Genomic DNA, 18,820 nt, shown 5'->3' on the forward strand with positions numbered 1-18,820 from the left:
TCGACGGGGTCCGACAATCCCGGCGGGCGTCATCGCCTGCGGAACGGAACCGGTTCACCGAGGTGGGCCTCGAGCACGGTGCGCATGGCCTCCGGGATCTCCCGCGACCGGCCGCTCGCCATGTCCACGACGGCGAGGGTGGTCTCGCACAGCGCGCTCACGCCGCCGTCGGCGTCGGTCAGCCGGCAGCCCAGGTCGTACGACTTGCCGCCGATCCGCGAGACCCACAACTCGCAGGTCACCGGACGGCCCGAGTAGTGCAGCACCGCCGCGAACTCGATCTCCTGCCGGGCCAGCAGCGTCACGAACTCGGCCGGGCGCTCACCGCCGAACCAGCCCGACATGGCCCGCACCCGCGCCTCCTCGAAGAGACGGGCGATCTGCACGTTGTTGACGTGCCCCAGCGCATCCATGTCGCCCCAGCGGAGGGCGATCTGGACCGTGGTGACACCGGGCTCGAGGTTTCCGGATTGGGGGTTTACCGACGACGTCTCCGACACATCGGGAAACGCTATCGAACCCCCGCCCGGCGACCGCGCCCGGCCGCTACTGTGGATCAGGTGCTGCTCCACACCCGCCGGCTGCGCCTGCGGCCGGTCACCCCCGCCGATGTCGACCTGCTCACCCGCCTCGACGCCGATCCCGAGGTGATGCGTTTCGTCAGCGGCGGACCGGCCACCGGCCGCGCGACGATCGCCGACTGGGTGATCCCGCGGATGCAGGCGCAGCACCGCGAGTACGGCACCGGAATGTGGCTGCTGTCCCCTCTCGGCGACGACGAGGCCTTCGCCGGCTGGATTCAGTTGCGCACACCCCGGCACGGCGGCACCGACGAACTCGAGCTGAGTTATCGGCTGCCGCGCGACGCCTGGGGCCGGGGATACGCGGCCGAGGCGGCGAACGCGCTGATCGCGATGATGTTCACCCAGACCCCCACCACCCGGATCTTCGCCGGCACCCACGTGGTGCACACGGCCTCGGTCCGGGTCATGGAGAAGCTGGGGATGCGGCTGGCCGCGGACAGCGCCGCGGTCGACCTGACCGGCCCGGATGCCGTCGTCGAATACGAGATCCTGCGGGAGCAGTGGCAGGCCACCCGCGGCCGCGGCCGGGTGCTGATACGACGGCCTGACACGCGCGCGCTAGCGTGAGAGACTGCGATCGACAGCGATTGCCGCCGCGGCCGGCCACCCGTACCGTCCGTCATGCACCCTGAACCCACAGCCACCAGGAGTTTCGATGACCAACGCCCCCGCCACCGGTACGACTCGCCGTCAGGTCGTCATCGTCGGATCGGGGTTCGGCGGGTTGTTCGCGGCCCAGCGCCTGAAGAAGGCGAAGGACGTCGACGTCACGCTGATCGCCAAGACCACGACGCACCTCTTCCAGCCGATGCTGTACCAACTCGCGACCGGCATCGTCGCCGAGGGTGAGATCGCGCCGGCGACCCGCGTGGTGCTGGAGAAGCAGAAGAACACCCGGGTGCTGCTCGGCGAGGTCTTCGACATCGACGTCGAGCAGCAGGTGGTGCGCAGCCAGCTCCTCGAGCGCATCACCGAGACCCGGTACGACGATCTCATCATCGCCGCGGGCGCTGACCAGTCGTACTTCGGCAACGACCAGTTCGCCGAGTACGCGCCCGGCATGAAGACCATAGACCACGCCCTCGAGCTGCGCGGCCGTATCCTCGGCGCCTTCGAGCAGGCCGAACTCTCCGACGATCCGGCCGAGCAGGAGAAGCTGATGACTTTCGTGGTCGTCGGCGCCGGCCCGACCGGCGTCGAGATGGCCGGCCAGATCGCCGAGATGAGCGACAAGACCCTGAAGGGCGCCTTCCGCAACATCGACCCGACCAAGGCCCGCGTCATCCTGCTCGACGCCGCTCCGGCCGTGCTGGCGCCGTTCGGCCCCAAGCTCGGCGCCAAGGCGTCGAAGCGGCTGGAGAAGCTCGGGGTGGAGATCCAGCTCGGCGCCATGGTGGTCGACCTGGACTACGACGGTCTCGTCGTGAAGGACAAGGACGGCACCGAGCGCCGCATCGAGAGCCAGTGCAAGGTGTGGTCGGCGGGTGTGCAGGCGAGCGCCCTCGGCGAGGTGTTGCGCGACAAGACCGGCGTCGAACTCGACCGGGCCGGCCGGGTCAAGGTGGGTCCGGACCTGACCGTCGCCGACCACACGAACATCTTCGTCGTCGGCGACATGATGGCCGTCGACGGTGTGCCCGGGGTGGCGCAGGGCGCGATCCAGGGCGGCCGGTACGCCGCCGACGCGATCCTGGCCGAGCTGAAGCACGGCCAGACGCCGGATCAGCGCAAGCCGTTCAAATACTTCGACAAGGGCTCGATGGCGACCGTCTCCCGGTTCAGCGCCGTGATGCAGGTGCCGATCCCGGGCACCAAGAAGAAGTTCGAGACCGAGGGTTACTTCGCGTGGCTCGGCTGGCTCGCTCTGCACCTGGTGTATCTGGTGGGCTACCGCAACCGATTGAACACGCTGGTCAACTGGTTCTTCTCGTTCACCACGCGCGGGCGCACCCAGCTGGCGATCACCGAGCAGCAGGTCTACGCCCGCTCGGCGCTCAACGAGCTCAGCTACCTCGAGCGGCTGCGGCTCTCGCAGGCCGAGCGCGACAACGAGGACCCGATCGCCGTGGCCAAGGAACTGGAGAAGTCGGTCGCCGACGAGGCCCCGGCCAAGGAAACCGCCAAGGAAGCCTGAGCCGGGCCGCCCGGGGCCTCAGCCCTCGGGCAGTTCGATGTTCTGCAGCCGCACCCGCGACTGAGCGAGCAGGCGGCCGTCGCCGTCGGTCATGTCGACCTGCCACAGCTGCTGACGGCGTCCGCGGTGGATCGGCGTGGTGCTGATGTGCAGCGTGCCCTCGCTGATCGAACGCAGGAAGTCGGTGCTGTTGTTGGCGCCGACGGCCGCGCCGCCCATGCCGGTCTCCTGTAACCAGCAGTAGCCACTGATACTCGCGGTGCTCTCGGCGACCGCGCAGTACACCCCGCCGTTCACGATGCCGAACGGCTGGTGGTGGTCGGGCCTGATCTCCAAGGTGGCCCGTACCCCGTCCCGGCTCGCCTCGCTGATCTGCAGGCCGAGCAGGCCGTCGAGTCCCCTGCCACCGAATTCCGCGACTGATTCGTTTCCCATGCACCGAGCGTAGACACCCCGGCCGTGAAGCGGTGATGACCCCCGGTGCGAATGCACCGGGGGTCATCACCGTGTGAGGATCGGGGGTCTCTGCAGCCCTCAGGACACTCTCGCGATCCCTGAGAGATAATGTAGGCTAGCCTTACCTCGGTGTCAACTCCGGCGGGAACGCCGAGGTCAACGGTTCGCCGGCCGGCCGGGAACACCTGGCGGCCGTCGTCCGTTAGATGAGAGGACGACCGGAATCAGAATGTGGGAGCGGGCGTAGAATGAAGAAGATGAACGGACTCGGAGATCTTGAGCGCGCCGTGATGGACACGCTGTGGGCGTCGCCGACCCCGCAGACCGTGCGGCAGGTGCACGCCGAGCTGGCCAAGACCCGGACGCTCGCGTACACGACGGTGATGACCGTCCTGCAGCGTCTGGCGAAGAAGGATCTGGTCACGCAGATCCGCGACGACCGCGCCCATCGCTACACCGCGACGCGCCCGCGTGAGGACCTGGTCGCCAGCCTCATGGTCGACGCGCTGCGCGCCGCCGATGCCCCCGATTCCCGGCACGCCGCCCTCGTCTCCTTCGTCGGCCGTGTCGGCGCCGACGAGGCCGCGGCCCTGCGCGAGGCGCTCGACGAACTCGAAGCCGCCGAGCGCGCCCTCGGCTGAGGGTAGGCTGGACCCGACCGACGTCCGCCAGACCCGCAAGGAACCTCGATGACCGCGCTGCTGTTCGGCATCCTCACCGTTGCGCTGGTCGGTCCGATCCCAGAAGCCCTCGCCCGCGCGGAGTGGCCGCTGTACGCGCCCCGCGCCGCGATGACCCTCTGGCAGTCCATCGCACTGGCCGCCGTGCTCTCCGCGTTCAGCACCGGCCTGGCGATCGCCGCCAACCTGCTCGCCCCCGGTCCCGACGGCACCCCCACCACCACGCTCGGCGCCGAACTCCACCGGCTCGGCTGGTTCACCTGGTCGGTGTACATGCTGGTCTTCGCCGCCACTCTGGTGATCGGGGTGCGCCTGACCGTCACCGTGATGCGGATCGGCGCCCGCACCCGGGCCCGCCGCCGGCGCCACCGCACCCTCATCGACCTGGTCGACCGGGTGGACCTGCATCGGCACGCCGGCGCCGACATCCGGGTGCTCGACGTCCCCGTCCCGATGGCCTACTGCCTGCCCGGGCTCCGCTCGCGGGTGGTGCTGTCCGAGGGCGTCCTCGCGCGGCTGTCCGCCGACGAACTGGCCGCGGTGATCGAGCACGAGCGCGCCCACCTGCGCGCCCGGCACGACCTGGTGCTGGAGGCCTTCATCGCCCTGCATGCGGCATTCCCCCGATTCGTGCGGTCCCGCTCGGCGCTGAGCGCCGTCGAACTGCTGGCCGAGGCGCTGGCCGACGATCAGGCCGTCCGGGTGACCGGTCGCACCACCGTGGGCCGTGCCCTCGTCGCCTGCGCCGACGCGACCGCCCCGCGCGGCGCGATGGCCGTGGGCGGTCCCACCACGATCACCCGCGTACGCCGGCTGATCGGTCCGCAGGATCGCCGCCGCCGGATCTCGGTCACCGCCTACACGCTGGCCGCGGCCCTGCTGGTGGTGCCGACGCTGGCCGTCGTCATCCCGTGGCTCACCGAGTTGCAGCGCCTCGTCTCGCACTGAACATCCACCCGACACACGCCGAAGCACCCACCGAAAGAGTTCCCTGTGCGCTTCCTCGACGGGCACCAGCCCGATCACGACCTCACCTACGACGACCTCTTCATCGTCCCGAACCGCTCCGAGCTGGCCTCGCGGTTCGACGTCGACATCGCCACCCACGACGGCACCGGCACCACCGTGCCGCTGGTGGTGGCCAACATGACCGCGATCGCCGGGAAGCGGATGGCCGAGACGGTGGCGCGCCGCGGCGGTCTCGTGGTGCTGCCGCAGGACGTGCCGATCGAGGCCGCGTCGGACACCATCGCGTTCGTCAAGTCGCGGCACCTGGTCGCCGACACCCCGGTGGTTCTCGGGCCCGGTGATCTGATGGCCCACGCCCAGGCGCTGATACCCAAGCGCGCGCACGGCTGCGCCGTGGTGGTCGACGACGACGGCCGCCCGATCGGGCTGGTACCGCGCGCCCAGCCGGGCCCGGACGTCGACATGTTCAGCGATCTGCGGTCGGCGATGACGCCGATCGGCGTGCTGCTGCCGGACACCACCGACCCGCGCACCGTGTTCGACACGCTGACCGAGGCCAACACCGGCCTCGCCGTCCTGGTCGACGCCGACGGACGCCTCACCGGCGTACTGACCCGGGTGGGCGCGCTGCGCGCCGGCATCTACCGGCCGAACGTCGACGCCCACGACCGGCTGCGGATCGCCACCGCGGTCGGCATCAACGGCGACGTCGTCGGCAAAGCGCGGGCGCTGGTCGACGCCGGCGCCGACCTGCTGGTGGTCGACACCGCGCACGGCCACCAGGCCAAGATGCTCACCGCGCTGGCCGCGGTGGCGCAGGCCGATCTCGGCGTGCCGATCGCCGCCGGCAACGTGGTGTCCGCGCAGGGAGCGAAAGACCTGGTCGACGCGGGAGCATCGATCGTCAAGGTCGGCGTCGGACCCGGCGCGATGTGCACCACCCGGATGATGACCGGCGTCGGGCGGCCGCAGTTCTCCGCCGTCGCCGACTGCGCGGCCGCGGCCCGCGAACTCGACGCGGCGGTCTGGGCGGACGGCGGCGTACGTCATCCGCGCGACGTGGCGCTGGCGATCGCCGCCGGGGCGTCGAACGTGATGATCGGCTCCTGGTTCGCCGGCACCTACGAGTCCCCCGGCGATCTGCACACCGACGCCTCCGGCGAGTACAAGGTCAGCTTCGGCATGGCCTCCAAGCGCGCGGTGGCGGCGCGGTCGTCGGCCGACGAGGCCTACGACCGGGCCCGCAAGGCGCTGTTCGAGGAGGGTATCTCGTCCTCGCGCATCCGGATCGACCCGGAACGCCCGAGCGTCGAGGACCTGATCGACCACATCTGCGCCGGCCTGCGCAGCACCGCCACCTACACCGGCGCCCGCGACCTCGCCGAACTGCACGAGAAGGTGGTGCTCGGCGTGCAGTCCGCCGCCGGCTTCGCCGAGGGCCGCCCACTGCCCGGGGGCTGGTGACCACTGTCCGTGGAGATCGCGCTGATCCTCGCCAAACTCGTCGGCTTTCTGGCCCTCACCCTCGGCACGGCACTGTTCGTCGCCTCCGAGTTCTCCCTCACCGCGCTGGAGCGCTCGACCGTCAACGACGACGTCGCGCGCTCGGCGGACCGTCGTGCCCGGTCCGTGGCCCGCGCCCACCGCACCCTGTCGTTCCAGCTCTCCGGCGCCCAGCTCGGCATCACGATCACCACGCTGATCACCGGTTACCTCGCCGAGCCGGTACTGGCGCAGCTGCTCGACCCGCTGCTCAAACATCTGCCGCTGTCGGCCGGCGCGGCGTCGGGCGTGTCCCTGGCGCTCGCCCTGATCATCGCGACCTCACTGTCGATGGTGCTCGGTGAGCTGATCCCGAAGAATCTCGCGATCACCGCGCCGCTGCGGGTGGCCCGCGCCACCGCCGGGCTGATGACCGCCTTCTCGGCGGTGTTCAAGCCCGCGATCATCGGGCTCAACGGCTCGGCGAACGCGATCGTGCGGCGCCTCGGCGTCGAACCGACCGAGGAACTCGGGTCCGCCCGGTCGGCCGCCGAACTCGGCGCGCTGGTCCGCAACTCGGCGTTGCGCGGCGCGCTCGATCCGGAGACCGCCCACCTGGTGGACCGGTCGCTGCGCTTCGGCGGGCTCAACGCCGACGACCTGATGACCCCTCGCGTGCGGGTGCAGGCCCTGGAACCGGGCGACACCGTCCGCGACCTGGTGTCCGCGGCCTCGCAGACCGGGCACTCCCGGTTCCTCATCGCCGAGGACGGCGACCTGGACAATCTGGTCGGCGTGGTGCACATCAAACAGTCGTTCACGGTGCCGCCGCACGCACAGACCACCGTCTCGCTGCGGTCACTGGCCCGGCCGGTGACCCGCGTTCCGGACAGCCTGGACGGCGACGCCCTGATGGAACGGATCAAGGCCGACGGCCTGGAGATCTGCGTGGTGGTCGACGAATACGGCGGCACCGCGGGCATCGTGACCTCCGAGGACCTGATCGAGGAGATCCTCGGCAACGTGACCGACGAGCACGACGACGAGGAGTCGGAGGTGACGCGCGTCGGCAACGGATTCCGCTGCTCGGGTCTGCTCCGCGTCGACGAGGTGGCCGAGGCGATCGGCTACCGCGCCCCCGACGGCGCCTACGAGACGCTCGGCGGGCAGGTGATGTTCCTGCTCGGCGCGATCCCGCGGGTGGGCGACATCGTCGACCTGCCGCCGCGTCATCTCGTCGTCGACCGCGACGACGAGCCGGAGACGGCGTGGCGGGCGACCGTCGTCGCCATGGACGGACGCCGCGTGGATGCGGTGTGGCTGACCCCGATCGAAGTCGCCTCCGGTGACGCCGCCGCCGAGGAGGCCGGTCGTGGGTGATCTCTGGGGGGTGGTTCTCACCCTGGTGCTGCTGGCCGCCAACGCCTTCTTCGTCGGCGCCGAATTCGCGCTCATCGCGGCGCGGCGCGACCGCCTGGTCGCTCTCGAGGAGAGCGGCAAGAAGCGCGCCCGCACGGTGATCACGGCGTCCGAACAGCTGTCCCTGATGCTGGCCGGTTCGCAGTTGGGCATCACCATCTGCTCGATCCTGCTCGGCCGCGTCGGCGAACCGGCGATCGCCCACCTGCTGGAGAAGCCGCTGCACTGGGCGTCGGTCCCGCACGGCCTGCTGCATCCGATCTCGTTCGTCATCGCGCTGAGCCTGGTGGTGATCCTGCACATCCTGCTCGGCGAGATGGTGCCGAAGAACATCGCGCTGGCCGGCCCCGAGCGGGCCGCGATGCTGCTCATCCCGGTGCAGCTGATGTTCATCCGGCTGGTCCGGCCGATCATCTGGTTCTACAACGCCCTCGCCAACGGCACGCTCCGGCTGTTCGGCGTGCAGCCGAAGGACGAGGTGTCGTCGACCGTCACCGAGACCGAACTGGCCCAGATGATCGGCGAGTCCCGCGAACTGGGACTGCTCGACGCCGAGGAGCACGCGCGGCTCACCCGCGCGCTGCAGACCGTGGAACGGACCGTCGCCGAGGTGATGATCCCGCTCAGCCGGGTCCGCGCCGTCCAGGCCGCGGTCAGCGCCACCACCGGCCGCCTCGGCCCGCGGCTGGGCGACGTGGAGCGTGCGGTCCGGGAGACCGGCTACTCCCGCTTCCCGGTGCTCGGACTCGACGGGACCTATATCGGATACCTGCACCTCAAGGATGTGCTCGACGACATCCTGGACGAGGATCTGGGCCCGGACAGCGTGCTGGGCCGGGACAAGATCCGGCCGCTGCCGCGGGTGCCGGCCACCACCCCGCTCGACGAGGCCGCGGCGGTCCTGCGCCGCCAGAGCGCGCACATGGGCGGCGTCGCCGACGAGACGGGCACCCTGATCGGAGTGATCGCCCTCGCCGACCTGGCCGAGGCCTTCGTCGGCAACCTCCGCGACGCCACCCACCGCATGGCATGACCGAGCGTGTCCCCTGCCCGCCCCGCCGTCAGCGAGTCTTTTCGAGTCGGCTCAAAGGACTGTAAACAAGTGACGAAACCCCGGATAGCCCGCCCCGCCGGTGAGGAACGAAGTGACGAACCGTGTCGAAACGACCCCCGACAGAAGGTCTTTTCGACACGCCCCTCGGCTAGCGCCTCGAGGCGGCTCAAAGGGCTGCAAACAGCCTCGGGTCGGCTCAAAGGGCTGTCAACAAGTGACGAAATCCCGGATAGCCCGCCCCGCCGGTGAGGAACGAAGTAACGAAATCCCGGATAGCCCGTTGAGCCGGTGAGGAACGAAGTGACGAACCGTGTCGAAACGACCCCCGACACGCTGCCCGAGCCCGTCTGGCGTGCCCGGGCCGCGGCCCACGCCGCCCGCGTCGACGCCCTGATCGGGCCCTACCTGGCCGGCCGGAAGCGCGGCATCAAACACCCGGTGATCGACTTCCTGTTCACCTACTACTCGGCGCGGCCGATCCAGGTGACCCGCTGGCATCCCGGGTTCGGGACGGCCCTGGAGCACGGCGACGAGTATCTGACGCTGGCCGGTTACGCCCGCCGCGACGACGGCACGGTGGCCGTGACCGGGGAGTTCCGCGACGCCCGTGCCTCGCTGATCGGCGCGATCGCCGGACTCACCGGGGCCACCGCGTCGCGGCCCGCCCGCTTCGGCTGTTTCGGCCTGCACGAGTGGGCGATGGTCTACCGGGACACCGACACGCGGCATCCGCTGCCGTTGCGGCTCGGCGCCGCGGGCACCGACGCCGTCGTCGAGTCGATGCCGCTGCGCTGTACCCACTACGACGCATTCCGCTTCTTCACCCCGGAGGCGGTGGGCCGCAACGCGACCGCCCTGTCCCGGGACACCCAGCGCGACCACGAACAGCCCGGCTGCCTGCACGCGACCATGGACCTGTACCGGCACTGCCTGAAACTGGGGCCGCTGGTCGACGGCGAACTGCTGGCCGCGTCGTTCGCACTGGCCCTGGACGCCCGCACTCTCGATATGGAGGCCAGCCCGTACGACCTGTCGTCGCTCGGCTACCGCGCGGTGCCCATCGAGACTCCCGCGGGCCGGGCGGACTACGTCCGCCGCCAGACCGCCCTCGCCCGGCGCGGCGCGGAACTGCGGGAACGGGTCCGCGGTGTCTGCCGTCACCTCCTACCGGAAAGTACCTTTCACCAGGCGCCTAGTAGGATGGCGGTGTCAAGAACACGGCCGACAGAAGGGTTGCCATGACCGAACGCGTCAACGTCCATGGATTGCAGGTCGCGAAGGTGCTGTACGACTTCGTGAACGACCAGGCGCTGCCGGGCACCGGTGTAGACCCCGATGCCTTCTGGGCCGGTGCCGCGGGCGTCATCAACGACCTCGCGCCGCGCAACCGTGAACTGCTCGCCGTCCGCGACGAGCTCCAGGCCAAGCTCGACGCGTGGCATACCGCGAACCCGGGTGCCGTCGACCAGGACACCTACCTGGCGTTCCTGAAGGAGATCGGCTACCTCGTCGAGCCGCCCGCCGACTTCCAGATCACCACCTCGAACGTCGACGTCGAGATCACCGACACCGCGGGCCCGCAGCTGGTGGTCCCGGTGCTCAACGCGCGCTTCGCGCTGAACGCGTCGAACGCCCGCTGGGGATCGCTGTACGACGCGCTGTACGGCACCGACGCCATCCCGGAGACCGACGGGGCCGAGAAGGGCTCGTCGTACAACAAGGTCCGCGGCGACAAGGTGATCGCCTTCGCCAAGGCCTTCCTCGACCAGGCGGTCCCGCTGGAGAACGGCAGCCACGCCGACGCCACCAAGTACGTCGTCGACGGCGACAAGGTCGATGTGGTTCTCGGCGACGACACCGAGGTCACCACGTTCGCCGATCCGGACGCGTTCATCGGCTACACCGGCGACGCGCTGGCGCCGTCGTCGATCCTGCTGCGCCACCACGGCCTGCACATCGACATCCTCTTCGACCCGAACTCCCCCATCGGTTCCACCGACAAGGCCGGAGTCAAGGACGTCGAACTGGAGTCCGCGGTCACCACGATCATGGACTTCGAGGACTCGGTCGCCGCGGTCGACGCCGACGACAAGGTCCTCGGCTACACCAACTGGCTCGGCCTGAACAAGGGCGACCTGGCCGAGGAGGTCACCAAGGGCGGCAAGACCTTCACCCGTGTGCTGAACCCGAACCGCGTCTACACCGGGCGCGACGGGCAGCCAGTGGAGCTGCACGGCCGCTCGCTGCTGTTCGTCCGCAACGTCGGCCACCTGATGACCAACCCGGCCATCCTCGACGCCGACGGCAACGAGGTCCCGGAGGGCATCCTGGACGCGCTGGTCACCTCGGCGATCGGTATCCACGGCATGAGCGCCGAGGGGCTGCAGAACTCGCGGACCGGCTCGATCTACATCGTGAAGCCGAAGATGCACGGTCCCGACGAGGTGGCCTTCACCTCGGAGCTGTTCGGCCGCGTCGAGGACGTCCTCGGCCTGCCCCGCAACACCCTCAAGGTCGGCATCATGGACGAGGAGCGCCGGACCACCGCCAACCTGAAGGCCGCGATCAACGCCGCCTCCGAGCGCGTGGTGTTCATCAACACCGGCTTCCTCGACCGCACCGGCGACGAGATCCACACCTCGATGAAGGCCGGGCCGATGGTCCGCAAGGCCGACATGAAGCAGCAGACCTGGATCAACGCCTACGAGGACTGGAACGTCGACACCGGTCTGGCCGCCGGCCTCCAGCACAAGGCGCAGATCGGCAAGGGCATGTGGGCCATGCCGGATCTGATGCACGACATGCTCGAGCAGAAGATCGGTCACCCGATGGCCGGCGCCAACACCGCGTGGGTGCCGTCGCCGACCGCCGCGACCCTGCACGCGCTGCACTACCACGAGGTGGACGTCTTCGAGCGCCAGGACGAGATCGCCAAGCGCGACCCGAAGACCATCGAGGAGATCCTCACCATCCCGCTCGCCGCCGACCCGAACTGGAGCGATGAGGAGAAGCGCGAGGAGCTGGACAACAACTGCCAGTCGATCCTCGGCTACGTGGTCCGCTGGATCGACCACGGCGTCGGCTGCTCCAAGGTGCCCGACATCCACGACGTCGCCCTGATGGAGGACCGCGCCACCCTGCGGATCTCCAGCCAGCTGCTGGCCAACTGGCTGGCGCACGGCATCGTGACCGAGGACGAGATCGTCGCCGCGCTCGAGCGGATGGCCCCCGTCGTCGACCGGCAGAACGCCGGCGACCCGGACTACCGGCCGATGGCCCCGGACTTCGATTCGAACATCGCGTTCCAGGCCGCCAAGGCGCTGATCCTGCAGGGTGCGGTGCAGCCGAGCGGCTACACCGAGCCTCTGCTGCACGCCGCGCGCCGCGAGTACAAGGCCGCGAACGCCTGATCCAGGCGTAGCCGCGCGCCGAGCCCGGACCCCGCGCGGGTCCGGGCTCGGTGCGTGAGGCGGGGCCGGCCGTGTCGCGGTGAGCCGCACCGTCCGCCCGCCGCGGGTGTGATAGAGACGAGGGGGACGTCCACGACAACAAAGGGGTGACGTGTGGGTACACACGGGAGCGGGCGGACTCGCCAACTGTTCAGCCGGCCATTGCTCGCCGGGCTGCTCGGCATCATTCTCGTCGTCGCGCTGATCGTGGCGTGGAATCAATACGGCGACCGGATCGACGACGGCAGCACCAAGGCCGCATCGTGCCTGTCGGGCGACGCGCACCTGCCGATCGCCGCCGACCCGGCCGTCGCCCCGGCGCTGCAGGAGATCGCGACGACCTTCAACGCGGCCCGGCCGGTGATCCGCGACTACTGCGTGAGCGTCGACGTCCGGCCGGTCGACGCCGGGGCGATGCTCGAAGGTCTCACCGCCCCGAAGTGGGATGCGCAGGCGCATGGTCTGTACCCGGCCGCCTGGGTGCCCGAGTCGTCCGTCTGGTCGGCCGCGCTCGCCACCGCGAACCCGTCACTCCTGGCCGGAACCCCGGACTCACTGGTCAGCTCCCCGATCCGGCTCGCGATGGAGCCCGAGCTCGCCAGGGAGGCGAAGGGCAAGATCGCGTGGGGCGACCTCCCCTCGCTGACCCGCGACAACGCCCTGCGCGCCTTCGGACACAGCAGCTGGGGGTCGTTGCGGATGGCGATGCCCACCGGCGCCGAGTCCGACGCCACCGCGCTCGCCGCTCAGGCGGTCGCCGCGGTCACCGCGGAGGCCACCGGTCCCCTGACCGCGGCGCAGGCCCGCTCCGAACCCGTGGTCGCCGCGATGCACGAGCTGATGTCCGCGCCGCCGCGCGTCGGCGACGGCACCGCCGAGGCCGCGGTGCGCGCGATCGCCGACACCCGAGATCCCGCCGACGCCAAGGTGCGGGCGGTCCCGATCAGCGAGCAGCGCCTGTACCTGCTGACCAAGGGCGATGCGAAGGCGAAGGTCGCCGTGGTGGCGCCGTCCGGCCCGACGCCGGTCGCCGACTACCCGGTGATCATGCTCGGTGGCGACGGCGTGTCCGACGCGATGGCGGCCGCAGCCGCGGAGTTCTTCACCTTCGCGCGCAAGCCGGAAGAGATGAAGATCCTGACGCAGACCGGCTTCCGTGGCGCCGGGCCGCTGCCCGCCGGCACCGCGACGGTGACGTTCGGCGAGGTCGGCACCGCGCTGCCGGTTCCGGAACCGGCCGCCACGGTGGACCTCAACCGGATCATCCTGCCGTCCGCGGTGCCTGGCCGCTGACCGTTTCGGGGTCGCTCGCCGCGGGGGCGGTCAGCCGGGCCGCCGCGAACGCCGCGGCGGCGGTCACGACGATCGCGAGGCTGGTCCACCAGCCGATCTCCCGCTGACCGGTCGCGGCCAGGACGATCGCCGCGACGACGGCCACCGCGATGCCGACGGTCACGCCCGGCGCGCCGATGCGCGGGCCCGCCAGCTGCGCGCCCGTCACGGCCGCCGCGACCAGGGCGGTGCACAGCAGCAGGACCGGTGCGCCGACGTCGATCAGGGCGAGCGCCGCCGCCACGATCGCAGCGCCGAGGACCCACTCGGCGGGCAGTGCGAGGGCGGAAGCGGGCTGGCGGTGGTCGTCCGCGGCGGGTGCGTCCGCGGGCGAGGTCACCCCCACCGCGCCCGCCGCGGCGGACAGCGTGTGCGCGATGAGCGCGGTGAACACGACGGTGAGGACCGCCAGCACCACGCCGGCCAGGCCCGGCAGCATGTCGAGGTTCGCGGGGACGGTGAAGAACTCCATCGACGGCACCAGGATCGCACCGCCGAGCAGCATCAGCAGGCCGAGGACGATCAGGATCACCACTCCGAGCGCACCGCCGAGGACGCGCGGACGCGACCAGGAGCCCAGCAGCGCGCTGGTGCGCAGCGCGCCGTCGGCCCAGCCCAGGACGACCAGCACCACCGCGAGACCGACCGCGGAGGCGGCGGAGACTCCGTCGACCAGCCGGATCGGGTCGGCGACCACACCGGGGCCGCCGAGATAGAAGCCGATCGCGAGGGACGCGACCACCGGCACGATCATGAACCACATGGCCGTCGACCAGATGCGGTGCGTGGCGGCGAGTCCCTGGGCCACGACGAGCCAGCCCGCGACCACGGTGAGCGCGAGGACGATGATCCGCGGATCCAGCCGGCTCAGCAGGGAGAGCGTCTGCGCGGCGGCGATGAGCAGCACAGCGGTCATGCCGACCGAGACCGCGCACCGCGCGTATCGTTCGCCGGCGGTCTCCGGACGCGGGCGGCCGTCGTCGCCGATCGACCGGCGCAGCGCGACCACGCCGGCCGCGAAGGCGAGCGCGATCACGACGACCAGTACCGCGAGCCCGGCCAGCGCCAGTCCGCTCGACGCGAGGAGCGGAACGGCCAGCACGGCATACACGAGGACCACGGCCATCCCACCGCGGCGCATGGCCCCGGCGGTCGGCGCCCCGGTACTCCGGAACGCCGCCCAGGTGACGATCAGCAGACCGACGGCGACGGCCAGCGAGGCTTCCAGCGCGATGTCCCGGTTCATCAGTTCACCCCGGTCGCGGTGCCGACGGTGCCGAGCAACTGGTTGGCGCAGTTGTCCGGCGCCGGTTTCCCGGCCCAGATGTTCTTCATGTACTCGATGGCGTTCGGGTCGCGCGTCCGCGCCTGATAGTTCATCGACCCGTGGTCGTCCTCGGGATACCGCACGTAGAACGTCGTGGTGCCCAGAGCGCACTGGGTCATCACCTGTGCATGGGTGAACTGCGGAATGATCGTGGTGTCCTTCAGTCCCTGCCAGAACGCGATCGGGACACCGATCCGCTTGGTCCCCGGCATGCCCTTGCTCATGGCGCGGATCAGATTCCCCGGGACCGGCGTGTTGATCAGCTTGGTGAGCGGCACGTCGGACACGCGGTCGATCAGGTTCTGGCCGCAGTAGCCGTCGAGCAGCTTGGCCTTCTCCATGCCCTCGGGACTGAGGATCTCGTCGAGCTTGACGATGTCCGGGTAGCTCTCCGCGTACGACTTGGCGATGAGCAGGACGAACATGTTCTGCTTGGTGCTGGTCGGGTTGCTGGCGACCGCGTCGAGGATCCCGCGGATGGGCGGGGTGTAGCCGGGCGCCAGGAGCACACCGCTGCCGATCTTCAGCTCCGGCGCGTACTCGGGCGCGATCTCGAGCGCGCTGTTCGCCGCCTCGCCGCCCTGCGACTTGCCGTAGACGGCCAGCTTGTTCTTGTCGACGGGGATGTCGCCGATCATCGGCGACGGATTCTCCACCGCGCGCATCGCGTCGAGGACGCCGCGGCCTTCCAGCGGTCCGACCAGGTACGACGACGGTCCCGGGGCACCCATGCCCGAGTAGTCCGAGGCGACGACCGCCAGCCCCGCGTCGACGAGGGGCTTGATGTGCGGCATCCAGGCCGTGTACGCGGGGGTGCCGGGCTGCTACGGTGTCTGGCTGATCCCGCACGGGCGTCCGACGCCGAGCGTGCCGTGCGCGAAGGAGACCAGCGGATACCCGCTCGCCGACGGGCCGGCCGGCGCCGCGTACAACCCGGACACCGGGATCTTGCGGCCTTGCAGATCGGTGGAGACGTAGATGATCCGGTACGCCTTGACGCCGGCCGGCACACCGTCGACCGGCTCCGCCGCGACGAGCTGCCCGATCTTGGCGCCGGGCGGCAGCGGGGTGTCGTAGAAGCGGGTGAGTTCGGGCGTGACGAGGGTGTCGAACTCACCGCCCTGCTTCTGCGATTCCGCGTTGATGGGCGCGTCGACCAGCGACGACGGCGGCGCGGTACCGAACAGCACGCCGCCGCTGACGATCGCGGCGAGCAGGGCGATCACGATCTGAGTCCTGCGAGAGGCCATGCCTTCCCCTTCTGTGGAGATGCGCCCGTGGGGGTCCCAGCGGCACCGCCTCGGAGATAGACCACACCCTAGTGCGTCGCCCTCCCCGTCACTCGTCGTTCGTGCACAGCACCGTTCGGCACCGCGACCCGAACGGGTTGCGCGCACGGTGCGCGCAACCATCGATCTTTCCGGCGCCGGAGCGCAGACTCGTTTCAGACACCGCAGCGGCGCCCGAAACCACAAGGGCCGCAACCGATCCACCGATTCAAGACCTCAAGGAGGTCCACTCCGTCATGCCCGAGAACGCGTCCCGCACCGCCGAGAGCCGGCTCGAAGCCGCCCATCAGCCGCTCCAGTTCGCCTACTGGGTGCCCAATGTCAGCGGCGGGCTGGTGGTCTCGACCATCGAACAGCGCACCGACTGGAGCTACGACTACAACCGCGAGCTGGCGGTCCTCGCCGAGAACAACGGCTTCGACTACGCCCTCACCCAGGTGCGCTACATCGCGTCGTACGGCGCCGCCTACCAGCACGAGTCGACCAGCTTCTCGCTCGCGCTGCTGCTGGCGACGCAGCGACTCAAGGTGATCGCGGCGGTCCACCCCGGTCTCTGGCAGCCGGGCGTGCTGGCCAAGCTCATCGCCACCGCCGATCAGCTCTCCGGCGGCCGCGCCGCGGTCAACGTGGTCAGCGGCTGGTTCAAGGACGAATTCACCAAGCTCGGCGAGCCCTGGCTGGAGCACGACGAGCGCTACCGTCGCGCCGAGGAGTTCATCGGCTATCTGCGGGAGATCTGGACCAGCGAGCACGCCGAGTACCGCGGCGACTTCTACCGGCTGCACGACTTCGACCTCAAGCCGAAGCCGGTGGAGGTTCCGGGCCGGAGCCATCCGGAGATCTTCCAGGGTGGCAATTCGACCGCGGCCCGGGCGATGGCCGGGCGCGTCTCGGACTGGTACTTCTCCAACGGCAAGGACTTCGATGGGATCACCGAGCAGGTGATCGACGTGAATACCGAAGCGGCGCTGCACGATCGGACCGTCAAGTTCGGTCTCAACGGCTTCCTGATCGCCCGGGACACCGAGCGCGAGGCCCGCGACGTGCTTCGCGAGATCGTCGACAAGGCCGACCGCGAGGCGGTCGCCGGTTTCGGTTCGGCCGTGAAGCAGGCCGGCCGCTCGGCGTCGGACGGCAAGGGCATGTGGCAGGACTCCGAGTTCGCCGACCTGGTCCAGTACAACGACGGTTTCCGTACCGGTCTGATCGGCACGCCCGAGCAGATCGCCGAGCGGATCGTCGCCTACAAGACGCGCGGCGTGAACCTCTTCCTCCTCGGCTTCCTGCACTACCTGGAGGACGTCGCCTACTTCGGCGAGAAGATCCTGCCGCTGGTCCGCGAGATCGAGGCCGACCTCGCCGCGAGCGGCCGGCTGGAGTCCGAACTGGCCCGCCACGGGGTCCTCGCGTGAACCGCTACTCACCGAGGGCGATCCCGTACTGCGGCCGTTTCGACACGGTCTCGCCTAGCGGCTCGACCGGCGGGGCGGGCTGCTGCTGTCCCCCGGCCCGGCCGAGTCGAAACGCCCCCACCGCCCGTTGAGCCGGACGGGCCCGCCAGGGCCCGGCCGTGTCGAAACGACCATCTAGACAACTCCGAAACCCCCTGCACCGCAAAGGAACCCACCCAGCATGACCACCACCGAGCACCGTCCCGACGGCGCCCTCACCGACGACGATTCCACCCGCTTCGCCGACGCCCTGCGCCGCGCCGACCTGGTCGCCGCCGAACTGCGGGCGACGGCCGCCGAGCGCGACCGAGCCAACGCCGCGCCCCTCGCCGAGATCGATCTGCTCCGCACCCACGACCTGCTCCAGGTCGGCGAGCCCGTCGAATTCGGCGGCGACGGCCTGAACTACGCGCAGGCGCAGCAGATCACCCGCCGCATCGCCCGCGGCGACACCTCCATCGCCCACCTGCTCGGCTACCACTACGCGCAGCAGCGCATTCCGCACCTGTTCGGCACCCCCGAGCAGGCCGAGGCGCTGTCCCGCCGGAACGCCGAGGAGAAGCTCTTCTGGGGCGGCGTGCAGAATCCGCGCGGCGGCGCCGGGCTCGAGCTCACCCGGGACGGCGACGGCTTCCTCCTGAACGGGCGGCGCACCTTCGCGTCGGGCGCGAGCGTCGCCGACCAGCTGTCGGTCACCGCGGCCTTCGAGGGCGACCTGGTGTTCCTGTCGCTGCCGGCCGGTCTCGACGGATTCACGCCGCTCGGCGACTGGGACAACATCGGCCAGCGTCTCACCGACTCCGGCGGCGTCGAGTTCCGCGACACCCCGGTGACGCGCGACCAGATCCTCGGCGCCGACCCGCTGACCGGTCGTGAACTGTCGCCGTATCAGCAGCTCGTCACCCCGCACTGGCAGCTCGCCTTCGTGGACTTCTACATCGGCACCGCGCAGGGCGCGCTGGAGGAAGCGCTGGACTGGACCCGTCTGCACGCCGCCGCCTGGGAGACCTCCGGCCTGGAGTCGGCGTCGGACGATCCGTACATCCTCGAGCTGGTCGGCGAACTGCAGGCGCAGGTCACCGCCGCGGCCCTGCTCGCCGATCGTGCGGGCGACGCCCTCCAGGCGGCGCTCGACACCGGCGAAGCCCTCACCGCGGAAGGCCGCGCAGAGGCGGGGGGGGGGGGAGGGGAGAG

General features: G+C 70.4%; 16 protein-coding genes and 1 pseudogene. 12 read left to right on the top strand and 5 right to left on the bottom strand.

Annotated features, from left to right (window positions below; translation table 11 throughout):
- Positions 1–29: 29 nt before the first annotated feature.
- Entirely contained in the window at positions 30–500 is a 471-nt protein-coding gene (locus tag ACSEEN_RS09110; protein ID WP_440712996.1) for an acyl-CoA thioesterase, read from the bottom strand.
- Between the two features lie 60 nt (positions 501–560).
- Between ACSEEN_RS09110 and ACSEEN_RS09115 the strand changes: the two genes are divergently transcribed.
- The gene (locus tag ACSEEN_RS09115) at positions 561–1,151 is read left to right on the top strand and encodes a GNAT family N-acetyltransferase (protein ID WP_371307903.1); all 591 of its coding nucleotides are present in this window, start codon (positions 561–563) and stop codon (positions 1,149–1,151) included.
- Between the two features lie 88 nt (positions 1,152–1,239).
- Positions 1,240–2,718: an NAD(P)/FAD-dependent oxidoreductase gene (locus ACSEEN_RS09120; protein ID WP_247867687.1), complete on the top strand. Its 1,479-nt coding sequence runs from the start codon at positions 1,240–1,242 to the stop codon at positions 2,716–2,718.
- A gap of 18 nt (positions 2,719–2,736) precedes the next feature.
- On the opposite strand, the gene ACSEEN_RS09125 is transcribed toward ACSEEN_RS09120, so the two are convergent.
- On the bottom strand, positions 2,737–3,153 hold the full coding sequence (locus tag ACSEEN_RS09125) for a PaaI family thioesterase (protein WP_440712997.1): 417 nt from the start codon (positions 3,151–3,153) through the stop codon (positions 2,737–2,739).
- Positions 3,154–3,422: 269 nt separating this feature from the next.
- On the opposite strand from ACSEEN_RS09125, the gene ACSEEN_RS09130 reads away from it, so the two are divergent.
- From ACSEEN_RS09130 to ACSEEN_RS09165, 8 genes are all read left to right on the top strand, one after another.
- Positions 3,423–3,815 carry a BlaI/MecI/CopY family transcriptional regulator gene (locus ACSEEN_RS09130; RefSeq protein WP_247867681.1) on the top strand — a complete coding sequence of 131 codons (393 nt, stop codon included), beginning with the start codon at positions 3,423–3,425 and terminating at the stop codon, positions 3,813–3,815.
- A gap of 48 nt (positions 3,816–3,863) precedes the next feature.
- Entirely contained in the window at positions 3,864–4,802 is a 939-nt protein-coding gene (locus ACSEEN_RS09135) for a M56 family metallopeptidase (RefSeq protein WP_247867680.1), read from the top strand.
- A 45-nt stretch (positions 4,803–4,847) separates the two neighbouring features.
- The gene (gene guaB1, locus ACSEEN_RS09140) at positions 4,848–6,287 is read left to right on the top strand and encodes a GMP reductase (RefSeq protein WP_298441160.1); all 1,440 of its coding nucleotides are present in this window, start codon (positions 4,848–4,850) and stop codon (positions 6,285–6,287) included.
- A gap of 9 nt (positions 6,288–6,296) precedes the next feature.
- Entirely contained in the window at positions 6,297–7,685 is a 1,389-nt protein-coding gene (locus ACSEEN_RS09145) for a hemolysin family protein (protein ID WP_247867677.1), read from the top strand.
- Entirely contained in the window at positions 7,678–8,757 is a 1,080-nt protein-coding gene (locus ACSEEN_RS09150; protein WP_247867673.1) for a hemolysin family protein, read from the top strand. The genes ACSEEN_RS09145 and ACSEEN_RS09150 overlap by 8 nt, the downstream gene beginning before the upstream one ends.
- A gap of 321 nt (positions 8,758–9,078) precedes the next feature.
- Positions 9,079–10,020 carry a 3-methyladenine DNA glycosylase gene (locus tag ACSEEN_RS09155; protein WP_247867671.1) on the top strand — a complete coding sequence of 314 codons (942 nt, stop codon included), beginning with the start codon at positions 9,079–9,081 and terminating at the stop codon, positions 10,018–10,020.
- Positions 10,017–12,188, top strand: coding sequence for a malate synthase G (locus tag ACSEEN_RS09160; protein ID WP_440712998.1), 2,172 nt, complete (start codon positions 10,017–10,019; stop codon positions 12,186–12,188). The genes ACSEEN_RS09155 and ACSEEN_RS09160 overlap by 4 nt, the downstream gene beginning before the upstream one ends.
- Positions 12,189–12,341: 153 nt before the next feature.
- Positions 12,342–13,520: a substrate-binding domain-containing protein gene (locus tag ACSEEN_RS09165; protein WP_440712999.1), complete on the top strand. Its 1,179-nt coding sequence runs from the start codon at positions 12,342–12,344 to the stop codon at positions 13,518–13,520.
- Here ACSEEN_RS09165 and ACSEEN_RS09170 read toward each other — a convergent pair.
- Genes ACSEEN_RS09170 through ACSEEN_RS09180 form a run of 3 tightly spaced genes read right to left on the bottom strand, consistent with a single transcriptional unit; the run spans position 13,489 to position 16,136 of the window.
- Entirely contained in the window at positions 13,489–14,805 is a 1,317-nt protein-coding gene (locus ACSEEN_RS09170) for a hypothetical protein (protein ID WP_440713000.1), read from the bottom strand. The genes ACSEEN_RS09165 and ACSEEN_RS09170 overlap by 32 nt on opposite strands.
- On the bottom strand, positions 14,805–15,680 hold the full coding sequence (locus tag ACSEEN_RS09175) for a lipase family protein (RefSeq protein WP_371307909.1): 876 nt from the start codon (positions 15,678–15,680) through the stop codon (positions 14,805–14,807). Before ACSEEN_RS09175 ends, ACSEEN_RS09170 begins: the two co-directional genes overlap by 1 nt.
- 30 nt (positions 15,681–15,710) lie before the next feature.
- Complete coding sequence (locus ACSEEN_RS09180) at positions 15,711–16,136, bottom strand: hypothetical protein (protein WP_440713001.1); 426 nt, start codon at positions 16,134–16,136, stop codon at positions 15,711–15,713.
- A 275-nt stretch (positions 16,137–16,411) separates the two neighbouring features.
- Between ACSEEN_RS09180 and sfnG the strand changes: the two genes are divergently transcribed.
- Positions 16,412–17,587, top strand: a complete 1,176-nt coding sequence (gene sfnG, locus ACSEEN_RS09185) for a dimethylsulfone monooxygenase SfnG (protein ID WP_247867662.1) — start codon at positions 16,412–16,414, stop codon at positions 17,585–17,587.
- 220 nt (positions 17,588–17,807) lie between these two features.
- Positions 17,808–18,820 (top strand): annotated as a pseudogene (locus ACSEEN_RS09190) (acyl-CoA dehydrogenase family protein); the annotation flags it as partial.

The sequence above is a fragment of the Gordonia marina genome (genome assembly GCF_052036135.1).
Taxonomy (GTDB): Bacteria; Actinomycetota; Actinomycetes; order Mycobacteriales; family Mycobacteriaceae; genus Gordonia.

Coding starts and splice junctions, on each gene's coding strand:
- ACSEEN_RS09160 (WP_440712998.1), top strand. CDS start 10,017: ATGACCGAACGCGTCAACGTCCATGGATTGCAGGTCGCGAAGGTGCTG.
- ACSEEN_RS09120 (WP_247867687.1), top strand. CDS start 1,240: ATGACCAACGCCCCCGCCACCGGTACGACTCGCCGTCAGGTCGTCATC.
- ACSEEN_RS09175 (WP_371307909.1), bottom strand. CDS start 15,680: ATGCCGCACATCAAGCCCCTCGTCGACGCGGGGCTGGCGGTCGTCGCC.
- sfnG (WP_247867662.1), top strand. CDS start 16,412: ATGCCCGAGAACGCGTCCCGCACCGCCGAGAGCCGGCTCGAAGCCGCC.
- ACSEEN_RS09135 (WP_247867680.1), top strand. CDS start 3,864: ATGACCGCGCTGCTGTTCGGCATCCTCACCGTTGCGCTGGTCGGTCCG.
- ACSEEN_RS09180 (WP_440713001.1), bottom strand. CDS start 16,136: ATGGCCTCTCGCAGGACTCAGATCGTGATCGCCCTGCTCGCCGCGATC.
- ACSEEN_RS09170 (WP_440713000.1), bottom strand. CDS start 14,805: ATGAACCGGGACATCGCGCTGGAAGCCTCGCTGGCCGTCGCCGTCGGT.
- ACSEEN_RS09125 (WP_440712997.1), bottom strand. CDS start 3,153: ATGGGAAACGAATCAGTCGCGGAATTCGGTGGCAGGGGACTCGACGGC.
- ACSEEN_RS09130 (WP_247867681.1), top strand. CDS start 3,423: ATGAAGAAGATGAACGGACTCGGAGATCTTGAGCGCGCCGTGATGGAC.